The 18,006-nt window shown below is 62.2% G+C and carries 16 protein-coding genes; 2 read left to right on the top strand and 14 right to left on the bottom strand.

Going from position 1 to position 18,006, the window contains the following annotated elements; translation table 11 throughout:
- Positions 1 to 28 precede the first annotated feature (28 nt).
- The 5 genes from fdhE (AB7M23_RS20075) to fdnG are packed head-to-tail and all read right to left on the bottom strand — an operon-like array spanning position 29 to position 5,541.
- Positions 29 to 622: a formate dehydrogenase accessory protein FdhE gene (fdhE, locus tag AB7M23_RS20075; protein ID WP_454241817.1), complete on the bottom strand. Its 594-nt coding sequence runs from the start codon at positions 620 to 622 to the stop codon at positions 29 to 31.
- Entirely contained in the window at positions 537 to 941 is a 405-nt protein-coding gene (fdhE, locus tag AB7M23_RS20070) for a formate dehydrogenase accessory protein FdhE domain-containing protein (RefSeq protein WP_454241816.1), read from the bottom strand. The genes fdhE (AB7M23_RS20075) and fdhE (AB7M23_RS20070) overlap by 86 nt, the downstream gene beginning before the upstream one ends.
- The gene (locus tag AB7M23_RS20065) at positions 938 to 1,585 is read right to left on the bottom strand and encodes a formate dehydrogenase subunit gamma (RefSeq protein WP_065758622.1); all 648 of its coding nucleotides are present in this window, start codon (positions 1,583 to 1,585) and stop codon (positions 938 to 940) included. Before AB7M23_RS20065 ends, fdhE (AB7M23_RS20070) begins: the two co-directional genes overlap by 4 nt.
- Positions 1,582 to 2,472 carry a formate dehydrogenase subunit beta gene (gene fdxH, locus AB7M23_RS20060; RefSeq protein ID WP_330523413.1) on the bottom strand — a complete coding sequence of 297 codons (891 nt, stop codon included), beginning with the start codon at positions 2,470 to 2,472 and terminating at the stop codon, positions 1,582 to 1,584. The genes AB7M23_RS20065 and fdxH overlap by 4 nt, the downstream gene beginning before the upstream one ends.
- A gap of 18 nt (positions 2,473 to 2,490) precedes the next feature.
- On the bottom strand, positions 2,491 to 5,541 hold the full coding sequence (gene fdnG / locus AB7M23_RS20055; RefSeq protein WP_454241815.1) for a formate dehydrogenase-N subunit alpha: 3,051 nt from the start codon (positions 5,539 to 5,541) through the stop codon (positions 2,491 to 2,493).
- Positions 5,542 to 5,857: 316 nt separating this feature from the next.
- Between fdnG and AB7M23_RS20050 the strand changes: the two genes are divergently transcribed.
- Positions 5,858 to 6,208: a hypothetical protein gene (locus AB7M23_RS20050; RefSeq protein WP_102051924.1), complete on the top strand. Its 351-nt coding sequence runs from the start codon at positions 5,858 to 5,860 to the stop codon at positions 6,206 to 6,208.
- Between the two features lie 6 nt (positions 6,209 to 6,214).
- Here the strand turns inward: AB7M23_RS20050 and AB7M23_RS20045 are convergent, their stop codons facing one another.
- From AB7M23_RS20045 to AB7M23_RS20020, 6 genes are all read right to left on the bottom strand, one after another.
- Positions 6,215 to 7,297, bottom strand: coding sequence for a PAS domain S-box protein (locus AB7M23_RS20045; RefSeq protein ID WP_454241814.1), 1,083 nt, complete (start codon positions 7,295 to 7,297; stop codon positions 6,215 to 6,217).
- A gap of 164 nt (positions 7,298 to 7,461) precedes the next feature.
- Positions 7,462 to 8,433: a PDR/VanB family oxidoreductase gene (locus AB7M23_RS20040; protein ID WP_454241813.1), complete on the bottom strand. Its 972-nt coding sequence runs from the start codon at positions 8,431 to 8,433 to the stop codon at positions 7,462 to 7,464.
- Positions 8,434 to 8,495: 62 nt separating this feature from the next.
- Entirely contained in the window at positions 8,496 to 9,944 is a 1,449-nt protein-coding gene (locus AB7M23_RS20035) for an NAD-dependent succinate-semialdehyde dehydrogenase (RefSeq protein WP_454241812.1), read from the bottom strand.
- Between the two features lie 51 nt (positions 9,945 to 9,995).
- Entirely contained in the window at positions 9,996 to 11,117 is a 1,122-nt protein-coding gene (locus AB7M23_RS20030) for an aromatic ring-hydroxylating oxygenase subunit alpha (RefSeq protein ID WP_454241811.1), read from the bottom strand.
- Positions 11,118 to 11,258: 141 nt separating this feature from the next.
- On the bottom strand, positions 11,259 to 12,860 hold the full coding sequence (locus tag AB7M23_RS20025) for a BCCT family transporter (protein ID WP_102051922.1): 1,602 nt from the start codon (positions 12,858 to 12,860) through the stop codon (positions 11,259 to 11,261).
- A 193-nt stretch (positions 12,861 to 13,053) separates the two neighbouring features.
- Positions 13,054 to 14,145, bottom strand: a complete 1,092-nt coding sequence (locus AB7M23_RS20020) for a tartrate dehydrogenase (protein WP_454241810.1) — start codon at positions 14,143 to 14,145, stop codon at positions 13,054 to 13,056.
- A 108-nt stretch (positions 14,146 to 14,253) separates the two neighbouring features.
- Here AB7M23_RS20020 and AB7M23_RS20015 point away from each other — a divergent pair, with 108 nt between their 5' ends.
- Positions 14,254 to 15,156: a LysR substrate-binding domain-containing protein gene (locus AB7M23_RS20015; RefSeq protein ID WP_065758631.1), complete on the top strand. Its 903-nt coding sequence runs from the start codon at positions 14,254 to 14,256 to the stop codon at positions 15,154 to 15,156.
- 57 nt (positions 15,157 to 15,213) lie between these two features.
- On the opposite strand, the gene AB7M23_RS20010 is transcribed toward AB7M23_RS20015, so the two are convergent.
- From AB7M23_RS20010 to AB7M23_RS20000, 3 genes are read right to left on the bottom strand one after another with little or no spacing between them, the layout of a single operon-like run.
- Entirely contained in the window at positions 15,214 to 16,233 is a 1,020-nt protein-coding gene (locus AB7M23_RS20010) for a FecCD family ABC transporter permease (RefSeq protein WP_454241809.1), read from the bottom strand.
- Positions 16,233 to 17,204, bottom strand: coding sequence for an ABC transporter substrate-binding protein (locus AB7M23_RS20005; protein ID WP_454241808.1), 972 nt, complete (start codon positions 17,202 to 17,204; stop codon positions 16,233 to 16,235). The genes AB7M23_RS20010 and AB7M23_RS20005 overlap by 1 nt, the downstream gene beginning before the upstream one ends.
- Entirely contained in the window at positions 17,201 to 17,986 is a 786-nt protein-coding gene (locus AB7M23_RS20000) for an ABC transporter ATP-binding protein (protein WP_454241807.1), read from the bottom strand. The genes AB7M23_RS20005 and AB7M23_RS20000 overlap by 4 nt, the downstream gene beginning before the upstream one ends.
- Positions 17,987 to 18,006 lie beyond the last annotated feature (20 nt).

Genomic DNA, 18,006 nt, shown 5'->3' with positions numbered 1-18,006 from the left:
CAGGGGGTATTGGCCAGGCAGGTAGCGCCTAGCCAGGAAACAGGAAAGGATTCAGCGCACTGCGTCCGAACCCTTCGCGTTCCAGTTCCGCATCCAGCGCCAGTGAGGCCAGGTCATCGGCTACCAGCTCCAGGTCACGGTCACGCTCTGGATAGAACACCTTGAGATAGCTCTGGCAGTCGTCACAGCTCTCGGCCTTGATCGGTGCCTCTTTATTCTCCAGCGACCAGTAGTCGAGCGCGCCGGTGGCTTCGCAGTTGCTGCATTTCAGGCGCACCATGTGCCAACGGCTTTCACACAGGCCGCACTGCAGGTAGCGCAGCCCGGCCTGGGCGCCGGTCATGATCACACTGGCGACCGGCGCGCTGGCGCACACCGGGCAATGCTGGCGCGCCTCACCCGGCAGGGCCTTGGCAGAGGCGGGCAGGTGCGCCGCCAACTGGGTGAAGTACAGCGACAAGGCTGCCCAGAGGAATACTGCCTGGCCGCTGTCGACTGCCGTGTAGTCGCCTGCGAGCAGGGCGCTGGCTTGCTGCTCACGTTGTGCAGGTGTTTGCGAGCGCAGCGCGTCCAGGGCGGCATTTACGGTGGGCGTTGCCGCGGCAGTCAGTTGATTGAGCAACTGCTCCAGCACGTCTTGCCAGTAAGGCGCACGCGGGTACTCGTGAATAGGCCAGTGGTGGTTGTGCGCGGCCCAAGCGTTCGGCCAAACCGTCGACGCAGGCCGCCGGTAATGGCCGCGTGTCGAGCAGGTGTTGCTGTGCTGCAACGATGTTGGCGGCGAAGTTCAGGTAATCGGCCATCACATGCTCTTCAGCCAACTGACGCAGCCGCGCGGCACGCGGTGCATAGCGTTGCTTGAGGCTTGGCAGCAGGACGGCGGGGATCTCGGTGATACCCGGCGAGCGCGGCTCGACCGGGGTCAGTTGAATGCTGCTCATTGCTTGCGACCGCTCCCTGGTTGCTTGTTGCTGATCTGCCGGTACCAGCGATCGTGGTGGGTCTTGGCCCAGCGATGCGAGACATAACCGGTGACCATGCCACGGATCGAGCCTTTTACCCAGAACGCCAGGTAGGCGTGGCCGATGATCAGCAGGATCAGGCTGATGCCGGCCAGGGCATGGACGAACAGGCCGATGCGAATAATCGGGATCGAGAACAGCGGCGCGAAGTACGGTCGCCAGATCACCACGCCACTGATCAACAGCAGGGTGATCAGGGCCATGATGCCCCAGAACAGCACTTTCTGGCCGGCGTTGTACTTGCCGATCTGCAGCGCCGGTTCATGCTTGCCGGCCAGTACCTGCTTGATGTTCTTGAACCAGGTCAGGTCCTCGCGCTCCGGCAGGTTGTATTTGACGAAGCGGATGAACAGGAACATCAGCAGCAAGAACACCACCACCCCGAAGAACGGGTGCAGGATGCGCGCCAGTTGCGGCGTGCCAAACACCGCGTTCAGGCCATTGAGCGACGGGAAGAACCACGACAGCCCCGACAGCGCTACGGCAAAGAAGCAGATGACCATGAACCAGTGGCTGGCACGCTCGATGAAACGGGTGCGCAGGATCAGTTTGTCCTTGTTCATGCGTGGGTGTCCTCTTCGTGCGTTTCGTCCTGTTCATCCACCTCGTTCGGCCCGACGCCAACGTAGTGGAAGAGGGTGCCGGCCAGGGTGGCGAAGAACGCCACTGCGGCAGCAGGCTTGAGCCAGCCCTTCCAGCCATGAACGGCGCTGCTGATACGCGGGTCGGTCGGCAGCTTGTGGTACAGGTGCGGTTTGTCGGCATGTTGCAGCACATACATCACATGGGTGCCGCCGACGCCTTGCGGGTCATAGATGCCTGCCCCGGCGAAGCCGCGCCCCTGCAACTCGACCACCCGCTCGCTGGCCAGGTGCTGCATGTCCTGCTTGCTGCCGAAGTTGATCGCGCCCGTCGGGCAGGTCTTGACGCAGGCCGGCTCCTGGCCGACCGAAACACGGTCGACGCAAAGCGTGCACTTGTAGGCTTTGTTGTCTTTCTGGCTGATGCGCGGCACATCGAACGGGCAGCCGGCGATGCAATAGCCGCAGCCGATACAGTGCTCGGATTGGAAGTCGACGATGCCGTTGGCGTACTGGATGATTGCCCCCGGCTGCGGGCAGGCCTTCAGGCAGCCCGGGTCGGCGCAGTGCATGCAGCCGTCCTTGCGGATCAGCCACTCCAGCTTGCCGCTCTCGTCTTCTACTTCGTCGAAGCGCATCAGCGTCCAGGTTTCAGCCGAGAGGTCGGCCGGGTTGTCGTAGACGCCGACGTTGTGACCCACCTCGTCACGCAGGTCGTTCCATTCGTTGCACGCGACCTGGCAGGCCTTGCAGCCGATGCAGATACTGACGTCGATCAGCTTGGCCACTTCGGCCTGGTGATCGCGGGTATGTGGCGCCGGGGTCAAGGCGTTGGTGGCGGAGCGCCTGACGATGTCTTGGGATTGCATGGACATGGGTTCGCTCCGTTACACCTTTTCAATATTCACGAGAAACGCCTTGTATTCCGGCGTATGGGTATTCGACTCGCCGACACCCGGGGTCAGGGTGTTGGCCAGGAATCCCTTGCGTGTGCTGCCTTCGTAGCCCCAGTGGCAGGGGATGCCGATGGTGTCGACGTCCTGGCCGTCGATGGTCAGGCGGCGGATACGCTTGGTCACCACGGCCTTGGCCTTGATGTAGCCGCGCTTGGTGCTGACCTTGACCGTGTCGCCCTGAACGATGCCCTTGTCGCTGGCCAGTTTTTCACCGATCTCGATGAACTGCTCGGGCTGGACGATGGCGTTCAGCCGTGAGTGCTTGGTCCAGTGACGGAACAGCTCGGTGATCGAGTAGGTGGTCGCCACATACGGGAACTCCTCACGGGTGCCCATGCGCAGGCGGTCGCTTTCGTACAGCCGTGCCGTCGGGCTATAGGTGACGTTGGGGTGCAGCGGGTTCTTCGCCAGCGGGCTTTCGGTTGGCTCGTAGTGTTCCGGGAATGGCCCGTCGTTCATGGCACCGACCGAGAACAGCCGGCCAAGGCCTTCTGGCAGCATGATGAAGGGGTTGGTATTGCTGCCCGGTGCGGCGGTGACGGCAAAGTCCGGTACGTCGACACCGCTCCAGCGCGTGCCGTCCCAACCGATCAGTTTGCGCTTGGCATCCCAAGGGTTGCCCTGCGGGTCGGCCGAAGCACGGTTATAGAGGATGCGGCGGTTCTGCGGCCACGCCCAGGCCCAGCCCGGCGTGCAGCCCAGGCCACTGTCGGCATTGTCGCGCCGTGCCATCTGGTTGCCTTGCTCGGTCCATGAACCGGCGAAGATCCAGTTGAAGCAACTGGTGCTGCCGTCGTCGCGTAGTTGCGAGAAGTCGTTGAGCAGCTGGCCCTTGCGCAGGATCAGATTGCCCTGGTCATCGTGCAGGTCGGTCAGGGCGCGACCGTTGGACTCCTTCGCCACTTCTTCAGGTTTCGGGTCCAGCGGGTCGGCATAATCCCAGGCCATGTTAAGGATCGGCGCCGGGTTGGCGCCGCCTTCCTTCTCGTACAGCTCGCGGATCTTGAGGAACAGGTGGCCGAGGATCTTGCCGTCGTGCCAGGCTTCCCCGGGCGGTGCGGCACCCGCCCAGTGCCATTGCAACCAGCGCCCGGAGTTGACGATGGAGCCGTCTTCTTCGGCGAAGCAGGACGAGGGCAGGCGGAACACCTCGGTCTGGATCGCGGCGGTATCGACGTCATGCTGTTCGCCGTGGTTCTGCCAGAAGCTTGAGGTTTCGGTGGCCAGCGGGTCGATGATCACCAGGAACTTGAGCTTGGCCAGGGCAGCCTGGGCCTTGTTCTTGTCCGGGAACGCCGCGACCGGGTTGAAGCCTTGGGCGATGTAGCCGTTGACCTTGCCTTCATACATGCGGTTGCTGAAGTTGAGCACGTCGTAGCTGTCGTCCCACTTCGGCAACCAGTCAAAGCCCCAGCTGTTTTCCCGGGTCGCCTTGTCACCCCAAAGGCTTTTCATCAGGCTGACGAAGAACTTCGGGGTGTGCTTGTAGTAGTTGACCTGATCAGGCAGCAGCGCCGTCGGGGTGATCTGCTTGAGGTAGGTTTCAAGGTCGGTTTGCGCGTCGGACGGCAGGTTCATGTAACCCGGCAAGCGCAGCGAAAGCAGGCCCAGGTCGGTGTAGCCCTGGATGTTGGAGTGCCCGCGCAAGGCGTTGACCCCGCCACCGGCCATGCCGATGTTGCCCAGCAGCAACTGGATCATGCCCGAGCCACGGATCATCTGCGCGCCGTTGGTGTGGTGGGTCCAGCCCAGGGCGTAGAGGAAGGTCGCGGTCTTGTCCGGGGCGCTGGTTTCACCCAGGATCGCGCAGATCTTCAGGAAATCGTCTTTCGGTGTGCCGCAAACCGTGGTGACCATCTCCGGGGTGTAGCGGCTGACATGGGCCTTGAGCAGGTTCCACACGCACCGTGGATGGCTCAGGGTCAGGTCGCGCTTGGCATAGCCTTGCGCGTCCAGTTCGTAGGTCCACGAACTGCGGTCGTAGGCTCGCTTCTGCGCGTCGTAACCACTGAACAGGCCATCGTCGAAGTGGTAGTCCTCGCGGACGATCAGGCTGGCGTTGGTGTAGGCACGTACGTATTCATGCTGGATCTTGTCGTGGCTGATCAGGTAGTTGACCACGCCCATCAGGAAGGTCACGTCGGAGCCCGCGCGGATCGGCGAATAGATGTCCGCTACCGAGGCACTGCGGTTGAACCGTGGGTCGACCACGATGACCTTGGCGCCATTGCGGATCTTCGCCTCGATCACCCACTTGAAGCCTACCGGGTGCGCTTCGGCAGGGTTGCCACCCATGATCAGCACCACGTTGGCGTTCTTGATGTCGACCCAGTTGTTGGTCATCGCGCCACGGCCAAAGGTCGGCGCCAGGGCTGACACGGTCGGGGCGTGGCAGACCCGCGCCTGGCTGTCGGTACCAAGTATGCCCAGGGCGCGGGTGAAGCGTTGATCGAGTGAGCCGGTTTCGCTGCTGGCGGCCGAGGAGCAGAGCATGCCGGTACTCAGCCAGCGGTTGACCGTGGTGCCCTTGGCATTTTTCTCGATGAAGTTGGCGTCGCGGTCGTCCTTCATCAAGCGGGCGATGCGCTCGATGGCGTGTTCCCAGGTGATGCGCTGCCATTTGTCCGAGCCCGGTGCCCGGTATTCGGGGTAGAGCAGGCGTTGTTCGCTGTGGATGTAGTCCACCAGCCCGGCCCCTTTCGGGCACAACGAGCCACGGCTGACCGGATGGTCCGGGTCGCCTTCAATGTGGAAAATGCGGGCCTTGGCATTCTTTGCGCCGTCGCCCAGGCTGTACATGAGGATGCCGCAACCCACCGAGCAGTAGGTGCAGTTGTTGCGGGTTTCCTTGGCGCGCAGCAGCTTGTACTGCCGCGACTGGGTCGCTTGTGCTACGCCGGGGGCGAAGCCGAGGGTGGCACAAGTGGCGGTGGCAGCGCCGACGGTACAGAGCTTGAAGAACTGTCTTCTGCCAAGACCCATGGTTATCTCCTTATACAGACGACGTCAGGCATTGCGCGTCGGGGCCAGGCCCGACAGCAACATGTCGATGGTGGTCTTCGGTTTACAGGCTGGAAATCAGAGGGTGCGCCGGTGCCCATTCTGCGCAGGGCTGAGTGCGCGCTTGCGCCGCAGTCTATTGCCTTACTAAATGTAAGACTAATTGACCTTGTCGATGGCGCCATCGACACGCTCTATCGGTGACGCATGTACAGGCCCGGCTGGAGGTTTTCACGGGCAGGCACGCTCATCAGCCCCGCGCAGTGATACAGTCGCGTTTTCTCAAAGAGGATGGACCATGCGGGTAGTCATCGCGGTTGTTGCCGCAGCGTTGTTGGCGGGCTGTGCGTCCTCGACGATGGATGAAGCACGAAGCAAGACACCGGGCAAAACGTTTTCATCGGCCAAGTCGGCGGACGTCGTTGCCCAGTGCATTCAGTTTTCCTGGCAGGACGAAGCCGTGTTCGGTGTCGATGCCAGTGGTTACCTGGAACCCGGCAAGCAGGGCGGCTTTACCGTCTACACCCGCGGTGCGGAGTCGTTTGCAGACATCCAGAGCCAAGGGGCGGCCTCTCGCGTCAACTACTACGCGGTGAAGCCAGACGCGGTTGCCCAGCGTCGCATGGCCGCCTTGGCCACCTGCCTCTGAACGCGTTTAGTGTGTGGCCGCCAGCTTGGCTTCCAGGTCGGCAATGCGTGCCTGCAGGCGCGCCTGCTCTTCGCGCTGGGCACTGATGTCCTCGTACACACTGATCAGTTGTTCCGGCTCACCGTTCTGGCAGCGTTGCAGGGCGGTACGCGCCCGTACCCAGACATAATGCCCGTCGTGATGGCGCACGCGCTTTTCCACGACATAGCGGTCGATTTCGCCGGCCAACAGACGCTGCAGCAGGGTCAGGTTGGTCGCCAGGTCGTCAGGGTGGGTGAGTTGCTGGAAGGTCATGCCATAGAGTGCTTCGGCGCGGTAGCCCAACAGCTCGCAGAAACTGCTGTTGACCCGCTTCCAGGTGCCGTCCAGATCAATGTAGGCGAGGGCGCCCCAGGCCAGCTCGAAGATCGCCCGAAAGCGTTCTTCACTGTTGCGCAATGCTTCTTCAGCCACCTTGCGGTCCGTGGTGTCCATGCTGATGCCGACCATCCTGATCGAACGCCCGGCGCTGTCGCGGACCACCGTGGCACGCGAAGAGATCCAACGCAGTTCGCCGTCGGGTTGGTAGATGCGGAAGTCACACTCGCAGCCAGTGCCTTCAGCCACGGCCTGGGCGTACATGGCCTGCATGTTGAGGACATCCTCTTCGGGCAGGTGAACCCAGAAGTCCTCGTTACGGTTGACTTGCCAGCCGTAGACCGCTTCGACGTTAGGTGAATAGGTGACTTCATCGCTGATCAGGTTCCATTCCCAGGTCACGATGCGGGCGCCTTCCTGGGCCAGCTTCATGCGGGTTTCGCTTTCCATGATCTCGGCGGTATAGCGGCGACGCAGATCGGTCATCGGCAGTTCGACCACCTGGGTAGTCTGCACATCCTGCAGCGCGTCTTCGCCATAACGCAGCCAGATCCAGTTGACCTTGAGGAAGGCTGCCAGCTTGCGCAGGTTGTCGTAATCGATTTCGCCGCCACGGGTCCATTTGTGTACCGCCGTACGCGAAATGCCCAATGCCGTACCCACCGCCTGCAAGGTGAGTTTGTGGTGCTCAAGCAATTCTTTCAGGCGAAACGCGAAGCTGTTTTCCATCATGCGCAGGGGTGTCCTGGTCAGGTACAGAGCCTGCAGTATACCTAAGCTGTCAACTTGAGGTTGACGGTGTGCGCCCGTGTCAGTCGTCAGGTGGTGCTTGCAGCGCCGACAAGCCAGCACCCCTGTACCACAGGGTTGGGGGCTGGCTTGTCGGTGAGGCGGTGTTACAGGTCCAGCACCAGGCGTGCCGATTTGGCCCGCGACACACAGACCATCAGGCTCTGCTGGGCGGCTTTTTCTTCATCGCTCAGGTACTGGTCGAAATGTTCGGCCTCGCCGTCGATGATCCGCGTTTCGCAGGTACCGCACACGCCTTCCCGGCACAGGCACTCGACGTTGGCGGCCTTGGACTTCTGGATGGCCTGCAGGATGGTCATGCCTTCTTCCACCAGCAACTCCTGACCGGAACGGGCCAGCACCACGGTGAATGCCGCGCCGGTAGCCGGCGTGGCGGCAAATTGCTCCCAATGTACGCGTCGCTCGGCGATGCCGGCCTTGGCGGCAGTGGCGATCACCGCATCGATCAGTGGCTTGGGCCCGCAGACATAGAGGTGGGCATCGTCCGTCAGGCCTGCGCAGAGTGCGGCCAGGTCGAGCTTGCGCTCCAGGCTGTCAATATAGAACCGGGTACGCCCGGCATGGGGGCCGCTCGAGAGGTCATCCTGGAAGGCGCCGTGCTCCGGGCTGCGGAAGGCGTAGTGCAGTTCGTAGTCGGTGTCGCCACCTTCCAGTTCATGCAGTTGCGCCAGGAACGGCGTGATGCCGATACCGCCAGCGATCAGCACGTGGCGTCCTGCGGTCGGGTCCAGGGCGAACAGGTTGTTCGGGCTGGAGATGGTCAAGGTACTGCCGACCTCGACCTGTTGATGCATGAACGCCGATCCACCCTTGGACTGCTCTTCCAGGCGTACGCCGATCTGGTAGCTGCGGGTGTCGCGTGGGTCGCTCATCAGCGAGTAGGCATTGCTGAACTGGCTGCCGTCGGCACCCTGCATTTGTACGATGATGTGGCTACCACCGGTGAAGGCCGGCATCGCTGCGCCATCGTCGCGCGCCAGGGTGAAGCGCTTGATCAGGGGTGTTGCTTGCTCTACTGCGGTTACCCGCACGTTGAACATTTCATAGGGGTTGGCCATGGTTCACCTCGACTGCAGCAACGCGCGGCAGGCCCTGCCGCGCGCTGTAACTCAATGCCTGTTCAAACGGCCAGGCACAGGTACTTGATTTCCAGATAATCCTCGATGCCGTACTTCGAGCCTTCGCGGCCCAGGCCGGATTGCTTGACCCCGCCAAAGGGGGCGACTTCGTTGGAGATCAGCCCGGTATTGACCCCGACCATGCCGTACTCCAGACGCTCGGCCACCTTGAAGACCCGCGCCAGGTCACCGCTGTAGAAGTACGCAGCCAGGCCATAGAGGGTGTCGTTGGCCAGGGTGATCACCTCTTCATCACTGGAGAAGCGCACCAGTGCCGCCACCGGGCCGAAGATCTCCTCGTCCAGCAGTGCCATGCCTGGGCCGATATTGGCCAGCACGGTCGGTTCGAAGAAATTTCCGCCCAAGGCATGGGCCTTGCCACCGAGTACGACCTCGGCGCCTTTGCTCACCGCGTCGTCGATCAGGCTCTGGACCTTGGCCACGGCCTTGTCGCTGATCAGCGGTCCGACCTGCGTGCCGTCGCTTTGGCCATGGCCGACGCCGAGGGCGCGTACGCGCTCGACGAAGCGCTCGGTGAACTGTGCATACACGCGGTCATGCACATAGAAGCGGTTCACGCAGACGCAGGTTTGCCCGGCGTTGCGGTACTTGGCGATCAGGGCACCTTCCACGGCAGCGTCGATGTCGGCGTCTTCAAACACAATGAACGGCGCGTTGCCGCCCAGCTCGAGCGACACCTTCTTGATGGTTTCTGCACATTGGCCCATCAGCAGGCGGCCAACCGGGGTCGACCCTGTGAAGCTCAGTTTGCGCACGGCCGGGTGACGGGTCAGTTGCGCACCAATGGCCGGCGCATCACCGGTGACCACGCTGAACACGCCCGCCGGTACGCCAGCGCGCTCGGCCAGTTCGGCCAGGGCCAGGGCCGAGAAGGGCGTTTCGTTGGCCGGTTTGACCACGATGGTGCAACCGGCGGCCAGCGCCGGGGCGACTTTGCGCGTGATCATCGCCGCCGGGAAGTTCCACGGGGTGATGGCGGCACAGACACCGATGCCTTGCTTGATCACCAGCAGACGCTTGTCGCTGGCCGGGCTTGGGATGACATCGCCATAGACACGTTTGCCTTCTTCGGCGAACCACTCGACAAACGAGGCGGCGTAGCGAATTTCACCCAGGGCTTCGTGCAGCGGCTTGCCCTGTTCCAGGGTCATCAACTGGGCCAGGTCTTGTTCGTGTTCCAGCAGCAGCTCGAACCAGCGGCGCAGTACCTGCGCGCGGTCCTTGGCGGTGCGCCCGCGCCAGCCGGCCAGTGCGGCTTCAGCGGCTTCGATGGCCCGCACCGCTTCGGCGCCGCCCATCAGCGGTACGTTGCCGAGCACGTTGCCATTGGCCGGATCGGTCACGGCCAGGTGGCGACCGTCATCGGCCTCGCACCAGGCGCCAGCAATATAGGCTTGCTGGCGGAACAGTTTGGAATCGTTAAGTTTCACGCAAGGCACTCCGTATACCGCCGCCGACCCGTAGGTCGGCGGCTGGCAGGGTCAGTCGTTGATATGGGCGACGGCGATCAGGTTGTGGAAGTGGGCAATGCCGTGCTCGCTCATGCCGCTGCGCTGACGGTCGGCCATGATCCGGCCCTGACCACGGTAGCCGCGGGACTTCAGGCCCTTCTGCACGCTTTCCACCAGGCGCAGGTCTTCAGGACGGAACACTTCGCGGTACCAGTCGATCAGCTTCTGCTGCTCTTCGGTGATGTCCTTGTTCAGGAAGTAGATCTCGTAATGCTGGAGTGTGGTTTCAGCATCGACCGGGAACTCATAGATCACGGTCATGAAGTTCGCACCTGGCGGTACGTTGAACATGGTGCATGGCCAGGCCCAGAAACCGGCGAAGGATGGGTCTTTCACCGAATCGTCGAACTTGAACGACTGCTCCGACGGTTTGGCCAGACCGTATTGCAGGGTCCAGTTACCGAAGGTGGTGTGGGTGTACTGGCCAACGTCTACCGAGTCGGCGAAGCCTGGGTGGGCCGGCGCGCAGTGGTAGCACTCCAGGTAGTTGTCGACGATCGACTTCCAGTTGGCCGGGGTGTCGCTGACGAAGCGGGCAGCCAGGTGCAGGTCATCAATGACCGCACAGGCTTGACGCATGCGCGCCTCCAGGCCAGGCAGCTGTTCTTCAACGGTGCCGGCTTCCATGTCCATGTTGATGAAGATGAAACCGGCGTACTCCTCGACGCGCAACTGCACCAGGGTGGAGTTTTCCTTGTCGAAGTTCACCACGTTTTCGCAGTTACGGGCATGGGCCAGCTCGCCATCGAGCTTGAAGGTCCAGGCGTGGTAAGGGCAGGTGATGACGTTCTTGGCCTTGCCGCTGCCGCTGAGCAGCTGGTGACCACGGTGTGGGCAGACGTTGTAGAAAGCGCGCAGCACGCTGTCACGACCACGAACAACGATGATGCTTTCGCCGATCACTTCACGGGTGATGTAGGCGTTGTTTTCGGCGACTTCGCTGCGGTGGCCTACACAGATCCAGCTATGGGCGAAGATCGTTTCTTTCTCGTGCTCAAACACCGATTGCTGGGTGTAGAAGTTCGCCGGAATGGTAAAGGCTTCATCGGCGTTGCTGCAGAAGTCGGCGGGCAGACGTTTGAAATCGTTCATGGTGGTTTCCTCTTACAGGCACTGACGCGTTAGCGTCGTACTTTTTACTTGTTGGTTAACGAGTATCTATTGGTTAACAAGCAGGGCAAAAAAAATAGCCTGCCGCCTCGGTCCCTGAGGGCGAGCAGACCGTCGCCGTGGTTACGGCGTTGCGACAACCGCAGGGGCCGGGGCTTTTTCTTCAGGGGACTCACCTGCCAGCCGCGCCGCTTCTTCTTCGATGCGGTATGCCGGCACATGGCTGTAGTCCTGAAGCATCCATTTGAAGAAGCCGTAGATCTTCACCAGCAGGATCAGCATGAAAGGGATCGCAGTGAGCACGACAGCGGTTTTCATGGTCGACAGCGAAGCCTTGGCGAACAGCATGGCCAGTGGTACCAGGGTCAACACCAGGCACCAGAACAGGCGGTGGGTTGGCGTTGGGTCTTCACCTTCGCGCAGGTTCGGGGTGCTGGTGGCGGCGACGGCATAGGCTGCGGCGTCCATGTGCGAGGCGCAGAACACGGCCATGATGAACAGGTACACGGCGAGGAACACCTTGCCCAGCGGCAGGGCGGTCAGCAGCGCACTCACGGCGCTTTCGCCACCTTGTTCCGTCAGGATTTTCGGCACGTCGATGGCACCCGTGATGAACTGGTGCATGCTGTAGCTTTCCAGTGCGCCGAAGAAGAACCAGCACCCGAAGCTGCCACCCAGCAGCAGGGCGAAGACCACTTCCTTGATCTGCCGGCCACGGGAAACGCGGGTCACGAACATGGCCACGCCCGGTGCGTAGGACACCCACCACAGCCAGTAGAACACCGTCCAGTTACGGGTAAATGCACCGTCACCGGCAGGGTCGGTGAACAGGCTCATGTGCACGTAGTTCTGGATCATGATGCCGACGGCGTTGGCCGTGTTGTTGATGGTGAACTGCGTTGGGCCGACCAGCAGTACCACACCGGCAAACACCAGCGCGCCGATACAGACCATCTTGCTCAGACGCTGCAGGCCGCCATCGATGCCGATGTAGGAACTGAGCGAGAACAGCACTGCCACGGCACCGATCACCATCAGTTGCACGGTAAAGGTGTTGGGCGTGCCGGCCAGGTCAGCCAGGCCTCGGGTCAGGGTCGAGGCGGTCAGGGCCAGGGATACCGTCAGGGCGCCCATCATGGTCAGCAGGAAGATCAGGTCCACGGTGCGACCGACCGGGCCGGTGGCCTTGAAGCCGGTTACCGCTTCAACGATCGAGGCCAGGTTCAGGCCGCTCTTCTTGCGGACATGGAAGTGGTAGGCCATGGCCAGGGATGCCAGCGCGTAGATCGACCAGGCGCTGATACCCCAGTGGAAGAACGAGTAACTGACACTGTATTCCAGAGCCTGGCGCGACTGGGGAACAATGTTCAGGCCCGGCGTCTGGTAGTAGTAGGCCCATTCCATGACGCCCCAGTAGAGGGTCGAGGAACCCATGCCGGCGCAGATGAACATGAATACCCATGTGGTCGTGGAGTATTCCGGTTTACCACTGCCGAAGCGGATGTTGCCGTACTTGCTGAAGGCCAGGTACAGCACCGCCAGGGAGCTGATGAACACCAGCAACTGCACGCTGGTACCGAAGGTGCGGGTGGAAAACTCGAACAACAGGTTGGCCGTGGTTTCGGCCTGGGTGGGGAACAAGGCTAGCCCGATGACAGTGAGCAGCACGGCAATCAGGCTCACGGTAATCAGAAACACATCAATCTTTTTATTTTTGTGGGACATCATCGTCTCCTGGACGTTGGCGTACGTAGTGCTTGGCCCGGAGCGAGTCCGGGGTACTGCGGTACCTCTACCTCCTTGTTGTTAGCCAAAAGTTAACATGAATCTTTCGGTTAACAGTTTGCATAGAATCGTCGAGGACTGCAAGCACGCGAAGGCCGGTTGTCGGACAATCCTGACAACCGGCCTTGGGTGATCAGGCCCCGATCAGTTCGGCGATCGCCTTGCCGACCTGTTGGGTGGACGCGTTGCCGCCCATGTCGTGGGTGGTGTCACCGTCGGCGATAACCCGTTCAATGGCCTTGAGGATGTCGTCGTGGGCGGCGCGGTAGCGTGGGTCGGCACCGTCGTTGCCAAGGAATTCAAGCATCAGTGCACCGGACCAGATCATGGCAATCGGGTTGGCGATGTTCTGCCCGAAGATATCCGGCGCCGAACCGTGTACCGGCTCGAACAGCGACGGGAATTTGCGTTCCGGGTTGAGGTTGGCCGACGGCGCGATGCCAATGGTGCCGGCGCAGGCCGGGCCCAGGTCGGAGAGAATGTCACCGAACAGGTTGGAGGCCACGACCACGTCGAAGCGCTCTGGCTGCAGCACGAAACGTGCGCAAAGGATGTCGATGTGCTGCTTGTCCCAACTGACGTCAGGGTAGTGCGCCGCCATGGCGGCGGTACGCTCATCCCAGTACGGCATGCTGACCGCCATGCCATTGGATTTGGTCGCTGAAGTCAGGTGCTTGCGTTCGCGGGTCTGGGCCAGGTCGAAGGCGTACTTGAGGATACGGTCGACACCACGGCGGGTGAACACCGACTCCTGCAGGACGAACTCATTCTCGGTGCCTTCGAACATCCGCCCGCCCAGCGACGAGTATTCGCCTTCGGTGTTTTCGCGGATCACCACGAAGTCGATATCGCCAGGTTTGCGCCCGGCCAGTGGGCACGGCACGCCAGGGAACAGGCGAACCGGGCGAATGTTCACGTACTGGTCGAAGTCGCGACGGAACTTGAGCAGCGAACCCCACAGGGAAATATGGTCCGGTACTTTGTCCGGCCAGCCGACTGCGCCGAAGTACAGCGCATCGAAACCTTTGAGCTGCTCGAACCAGTCGTCCGGCATCATCTTGCCGTGCGCCAAGTAGTAGTCGCAGCTGGCCCACTCAAAGAATTCGAACTCAAGGTTCAGGCCGTGCTTGCGCGCAGCCGCTTCGACCACGCGGATACCTTCTGGGAGAACTTCGTTGCCGATGCCATCGCCAGGGATTGCGGCGATCCGGAATGTCTTGCTCATGGGGGACACACTCGTTGTCTAGGGAACAGGTGCGGACCATGCTATAAGGGCTTCGCTTAGAGATAATCTCGTCAATCATGGATTCTTAGTGCACGTATCGTGAACAATATGCCCAGCCTTGAAGACCTGACCATTTTTGTTCAGGTCGCCAAACGTGCCAGCTTTGCGGCAGTTGCCGATGAGCTTGGAATGTCTGCCGCGTTCATCAGCAAGCGCATTCGCGTGCTTGAAGACAACCTGGGCGTGCGGTTGCTGCACCGCACCACTCGACGTGTATCGGTGAGTGAAGAGGGCGAGCGCGTCTACCGCTGGGCGCTGCATATCTTTGATGCGGTGCAGCGCATGGGCGACGACATCAGTGCCCAGCACCGCGAGCCGGTTGGGCAACTGCGCATTGCCAGCAGCCTGGGGCTGGGCAGACGTTTCGTTGCCCCGGCCTTGTCGGAGCTGGCCGAACGTTACCCGAAGCTGGATATCCGGCTGGACGTGCATGACCGCCTGGTTGACTTGATCGACGAAGGGGTCGACCTGGATATCCGCGTGGGCAACACCATCGCCCCGAACCTGATCGCCAAGCCGTTGGCGAAGAATCGCCGTGTGCTCTGTGCCTCCCCAGACTACCTCGAACGTTGTGGCACGCCGCGAACCCTGGCGGAACTGGCCAGCCATGACTGCCTGGTGATCAAGGAGCGTGACCACCCGTTCGGGATCTGGCAATTGGAAGGCCTGCAGGGCGAGGAGAGCGTGCGGGTGACTGGCACATTGTCGACCAACCATGGCGAAGTGGCCCATCAGTGGTGCTTGGATGGTCGCGGGATACTATTGCGCTCCTGGTGGGACCTGCACGACAGCCTGGCGGCAGGGCGGTTGGTGCAGGTGCTCAGCGAGTACCACCAGCCGGCGGACATCTGGGCGGTGTACGCTTCGCCGCTGGCCAGTTCGGCGAAGGTTCGCGTTGCGGTGGAGTTTTTCCGTCAGTACTTTGCCGAACGCTACACTTTGCCTGGGTAGTCATTGTGTTCTCACGCCCTGTGCGCGGCTTCTGGATCGCCAGCAAAGCTGGCTTACCTATCGGCGCCGTAGCAGGGCGATGAAGAACACCCCGCCAATCGCTGCCGTGGCGATGCCGATGGGCAAGTCTTGCGGGGCGATCAGGGTGCGGGCGGCAACGTCCACCCAGACCAAAAACAAACCGCCGAGCAAGGCGCTGACCGGCAGCAGTCGCCGGTGTTCGGCGCCCACCAGGCGCCGGGCCAGGTGCGGCAGCATCAACCCGACAAAACCAATCGCCCCGGACAACGCCACCAGCACCCCGGTCAGCAATGCGGTGCAGACGAACACCTGCACGCGTACCGCCTGGACATTGAACCCCAGGCTCACGGCCGTGTGTTCTCCGCTCATCAATGCATTCAAGCCACGGGCCAGGGCCAGCAAGGCAAGCAGGCCGAGCAGCAGGCACAATGCCGGCAGCCAGAGCATCTCCCAGCGCGCCAGGCCAAGCCCGCCGAGCATCCAGAACATCACCGAATTGCTGGCGTGTTGGTCGCCGGTGTACAGCAGCAGGTTGACCAGTGCCATCAGCACGAACGACACCGCCACCCCAGCCAGCAACAACCGTTCGCTGCTCAAGCGGCCTTGTTGATTGGCTACCGCCAGCACCAGGGCCATGCTGCCCAAGGCGCCGATGAAGGCGGCCAGCGGCAGGCTGAACACCCCGGCAAAATCGCCGAGGAACAGCACCACCATTACTGCGCCCAGCGCCGCACCGGAGCTGACCCCAAGCAGGTGCGGGTCGGCCAGCGGGTTGCGAGTCACAGCTTGCAGGGCGGTACCGACCAGAGCCAGGCCGGCGCCAACCAGTGCGCCCAGCACCACCCGTGGTGCACGAATCAGCCAGACGATGCGTGACTGGCCCTGCGTCCAGTCACCGCCACCGCCTAGCCCCAACTGCTCGCCAACAATCCCCCAGACGTAGGCCAACGGTACGCTCGCCGAGCCAAAGGCCAGCGCCGTCAGGCACGACACCAGCAGCACGCCCAGTAACCCAAGCACCAACAGGCGGTACGCCGCCACGCTACGTATTGGCATCACTGACCTGCCCGCGCCACGGTCTGCGGATGCAGGGCGTTGGCGATGGTTTCGATGGCCTCGGCGTTGTCCACGGACGGCGTTACCGCCACATAGGGCAGCACGATAAAGCGTTGCGTGCGGATTGCACTCACGCCCTGCAGGGCCGGGTGCTGCAGCAGGAAATCACGCTTCTGTTGCCAGGTGCGTGGGCCATAGTCGACGATCAGGATGACCTCGGGGTCTCGTTCGACCACACTTTCCCAGTTGACCTGGGTCCAGCTGGCGGCGATGTCGTCCATCACGTTGTGGCCACCTGCCGTCGTCAATAGCGCCTGCGGAATACCCAGGCGCCCAGAGGTCATGGGGCGGTCTTCGCCGCTGTCGTAGAGGAATACGCGCGGCGTTTCGTTCGTTGCCGCCAGCCGCGCCTGAACCCGGGCGATACGTTGGCGCAGCTCGTTGATCAACGCTTCGGCGCGGGTTTCGACCGAGAAGATTCGCCCGAGATTGCTCAGGTCACGGTACAGGTCGTCAAGGCTTGCCTCGCGTTGCGGCATGATCCGCGAGCAGGACTCGCTCAGTTCATAGACCTTGATCCCAAGTGGTTCAAGGCTGGCCGGGGTGAGCGGGCCGCCAATCCGCAGGCCATAGCCCCAACCGGCGAAAAAGAAGTCGGCACCCGCGTCCAGCAGGTTCTCTTCGCTGGCGTAGTGGCTGGCGAGTTCCGGCACTCCCTCGAGGGCCGTGCTGAGCCTCGGGTCGAGGGTTTTCCAGCCACTGACGCCGGTGTAGCCGACCATGCGTTCGCGCAGGCCGAGGGCCAGTAACATCCCGGTCAGGTTGATGTCATGGCTGACCACGTGCTGCGGCGCCTGCTCGAACGTGACCTTGCGGTTGCAGCTCTGCACACTCAGCGGGTAATGGCTGGCCTGGGCCGAGAGGGCCGGCAGCAGCGCAAGCCAGGCGAGGTAGGGAAGCGCTCGTTTCATGGTTCGGTGATCCAGGTAATGCGCGGGTAGCCGGCCAGTGGATGGGTGTCGACCAGTGCATGCACACCGAATACCTGGTGCAGGCGTTCGGCCGTCAGTACCTCGGCCGGAGTGCCGCTGGCGACAATGCAGCCGTTGTCGATGACGTAAAGGCGGTCGCAGAATGCTGCAGCCAGGTTCAGGTCGTGGAAACTGGCCAGGGTGCTCAAGCCCAGGCGGCGCAAGTGGCCCAGCAGTTCCAGTTGGTAGCGTGGGTCGAGGTGGTTGGTCGGCTCGTCGAGTATCAGCAGTTGCGGTTGCTGCACCAGTGCACGGGCCAGCAGCACGCGCTGTTTTTCGCCACCGGAAAGGGTGGCGAAATCGTGTTGATCAAGGTTGCCTAGGCCAACGGCGTCGAGGGTCTGTGCGATCAGTTGGCGGTCTGCCTCGTTGTCGCCGGCAAACATCCCCAGGTGGGGCGTGCGGCCCATGGCCACGACGTCAGCCACGGTAAGGCCGAACGCCTGGGGAAACTCCTGCAGCACAACGGCGATGCGTTGCGCGCTCCAGCGCGGGCGCTGTTGCCAGAGGTTAGTGCCGTCCAGGCTGACATGCCCGGCCAAGGGCGGGTTGAAGCGGTAGGCGCAGCGCAACAGGCTGGTCTTGCCACTGCCGTTGGGGCCGATCAGACCGACGAACTCACCGGCCGCCACGTGCAGGTCGATACCGTGCAGCAACCAGTGCTGGCGACGCTCGAGTGCTGCCGGCGTCCAGCGCAGTTGGTGGATATTCAATGCGGTCATGAGCGGCGGTTCCTTGTGCC

The sequence above is a fragment of the Pseudomonas sp. HLS-6 TE3448 genome (assembly GCF_053629555.1).
This window is presented reverse-complemented; position numbering and strand designations above follow the sequence as displayed.

Bases quoted from the DNA above. Each gene is read 5' to 3' on its own strand.
- AB7M23_RS20000 (WP_454241807.1), bottom strand. From the start codon at position 17,986: ATGACCGCATTGAATATCCACCAACTGCGCTGGACGCCGGCAGCACTC.
- AB7M23_RS20015 (WP_065758631.1), top strand. From the start codon at position 14,254: ATGCCCAGCCTTGAAGACCTGACCATTTTTGTTCAGGTCGCCAAACGT.
- AB7M23_RS20025 (WP_102051922.1), bottom strand. From the start codon at position 12,860: ATGTCCCACAAAAATAAAAAGATTGATGTGTTTCTGATTACCGTGAGC.
- AB7M23_RS20050 (WP_102051924.1), top strand. From the start codon at position 5,858: ATGCGGGTAGTCATCGCGGTTGTTGCCGCAGCGTTGTTGGCGGGCTGT.
- AB7M23_RS20010 (WP_454241809.1), bottom strand. From the start codon at position 16,233: ATGCCAATACGTAGCGTGGCGGCGTACCGCCTGTTGGTGCTTGGGTTA.
- AB7M23_RS20020 (WP_454241810.1), bottom strand. From the start codon at position 14,145: ATGAGCAAGACATTCCGGATCGCCGCAATCCCTGGCGATGGCATCGGC.
- AB7M23_RS20040 (WP_454241813.1), bottom strand. From the start codon at position 8,433: ATGGCCAACCCCTATGAAATGTTCAACGTGCGGGTAACCGCAGTAGAG.
- AB7M23_RS20030 (WP_454241811.1), bottom strand. From the start codon at position 11,117: ATGAACGATTTCAAACGTCTGCCCGCCGACTTCTGCAGCAACGCCGAT.
- AB7M23_RS20045 (WP_454241814.1), bottom strand. From the start codon at position 7,297: ATGATGGAAAACAGCTTCGCGTTTCGCCTGAAAGAATTGCTTGAGCAC.
- AB7M23_RS20065 (WP_065758622.1), bottom strand. From the start codon at position 1,585: ATGAACAAGGACAAACTGATCCTGCGCACCCGTTTCATCGAGCGTGCC.
- AB7M23_RS20005 (WP_454241808.1), bottom strand. From the start codon at position 17,204: ATGAAACGAGCGCTTCCCTACCTCGCCTGGCTTGCGCTGCTGCCGGCC.
- fdhE (WP_454241816.1), bottom strand. From the start codon at position 941: ATGAGCAGCATTCAACTGACCCCGGTCGAGCCGCGCTCGCCGGGTATC.
- fdxH (WP_330523413.1), bottom strand. From the start codon at position 2,472: ATGCAATCCCAAGACATCGTCAGGCGCTCCGCCACCAACGCCTTGACC.
- fdnG (WP_454241815.1), bottom strand. From the start codon at position 5,541: ATGGGTCTTGGCAGAAGACAGTTCTTCAAGCTCTGTACCGTCGGCGCT.